The 1728-nt window shown below is 71.4% G+C and carries 2 protein-coding genes; both read right to left on the bottom strand.

The window, feature by feature from the left end; translation table 11 throughout:
• Positions 1-331: 331 nt before the first annotated feature.
• The gene (locus FJ251_16125) at positions 332-946 is read right to left on the bottom strand and encodes a biliverdin-producing heme oxygenase (protein MBM4119227.1); all 615 of its coding nucleotides are present in this window, start codon (positions 944-946) and stop codon (positions 332-334) included.
• A 265-nt stretch (positions 947-1211) separates the two neighbouring features.
• Positions 1212-1728: protein-L-isoaspartate O-methyltransferase (locus tag FJ251_16120; GenBank protein MBM4119226.1), on the bottom strand; the 517-nt coding region annotated here is incomplete at its 5' end.

Raw genomic sequence — 1728 nt, 5'->3', positions numbered from 1 at the left:
GAGCCGCTGCCCAGCGGCATCTATCTCGCGCGGCTGTCCCTGCGCACAGGGGACGGCCACGAGGAGCGCGGGATGCAGAAGATCATCCTCATGAAATAGAGGCCGCCGCGGCACCCACAGAATCCTGCCGAGGACAGGGGAGCCCTCTCCTCGAACTCCGCTTCACAGGAGTTCTCGGAGAGGGCTCCCCTGTCCCCCGCCAGCCCAGGCGAAAGCCGCGGCGGCCATGCCCAGGCATCCGTCCCGAGCAGAACTCGGGAGTTGCCACGTGGCAACTCCCGAGTCCCTTCGATCCGACGGACCGCTACTGCGCGTCGAGCAGCGAGCGGCGCTAGGCCAGCCCGTCGCTGATCTCGCCGATGCCGGCGAACATGCGCCGCGCGGCGGCCACGAGCAGGTCGGCCTGCGCGCTCGCGAAGCCGACGGCCTCCATGTCCTGCTTGAAGCGCGCCCAGAGGGTGGGCTGCGCCTCGCCGTAGGGATCGAGGTAGCGGTCGCCCTGGCCGTGGGCGATGCCGAGCGCGGGCAGGAGCCGGCGGGCGATGAAGCGGTTGCCGTTGTTGCTGCCTTCGAGCACGTAGTGGTAGCCGAGCAAGGCGAGGGGCGTCTCGCGGGCGGCGCGCTCAATGTCGGCGACAAGGGCGGTGGTGGCGGCCAGGGGGGCGTGCCCGGCGGGATCGTCGTCCAGCGCCGCGAGATCGGCGAGCAGGTAGGGCTCCTGGAACTGCTCTTCGCGCAGGGCGGCGAAGGCGGGATCGCTCGCCCAGCGCTCGCGCAGGGGCGTCTCCAGTGCGCGGTGCACGTGGAGCATCTGCCCCAGCCACTCCACATACTCCTCGCGGCTCAGCTCGCCGCCGAGCATGCGGCGCTGGAAGGCCTTGCCCTCGGCGCTCGCGTGCAGGTCGCGGGTCTCCTCGCGCAAACGCTCCATGATCGTGGCGGACACGGTCTCTCCCGTCAGAAGCCGAGGAAGCCCCAGAAGGCGATCGCCAGGGGCAGCAGCAGCCAGAGCAGTCCCTTAACCAGGAAGAAGAGGAAGGCGGCGGCGCCGAAGCGGCCCAGCCAGGCCCGGCGCGTTCCCGTTGGCTTCGCAGAGGACTTGAAGCGCCACATCGGCGAGCACCTCCCTGAGCTTCCCGGCGGCATCCTGGCCGAGATGTCGAAGGTATTGAGCGATATCCGAGTCGTCAAGGGCCTCGGGCCGGAGTTCCTCAGCGCAGGGGCACGAATCGCACGGCGAGCAGGCGCTCCGTCTCGAGACGGCCCGCCCGCTTGCGCAGGCGCAGCAGGTCCTGGTGGTTTTCGATCCCGCCTGCCATGGGCCCCGTGTCCACGGGGATGAGCAGGCGGCCGCCCTCGGCGAGCTGCTCGATCAGGGCGGGCGGCGTGACCGCCGCCGCCGCAGTGACGAGGATCACCGCGAAGGGCGCCGCCTCGGGCCAGCCGGCCCGGCCGTCGCCCACGCGCAGTTGCACCTCGGGATACCCGGCAGCCAGGAGCGCGCGCGCCGCCTGCGCCGCGAGGCGGGCATCGAGTTCGATGCTGTAGGTCTCGGCGCCGAGTTCGGCGAGCAGCGCCGCCTGGTAGCCCGAGCCGGTACCGATCTCGAGCGCGCGCTCGCCGGCCACCAGCTCCGCCTTCTCCAGCATGAGGCCCACGATGTAGGGCTGGCTGATCGTCGCCTCCGGGCCGAGCGGCAGCGGCGTGTCGGCGTAGGCCTGCTCGCGC

The sequence above is a fragment of the bacterium genome, assembly GCA_016873475.1.
Taxonomy (GTDB): domain Bacteria; phylum Krumholzibacteriota; class Krumholzibacteriia; order JACNKJ01; family JACNKJ01; genus VGXI01.
Note: the sequence above shows the minus strand (reverse complement) of the source record. Positions and strands in the feature narration are given on the sequence as shown.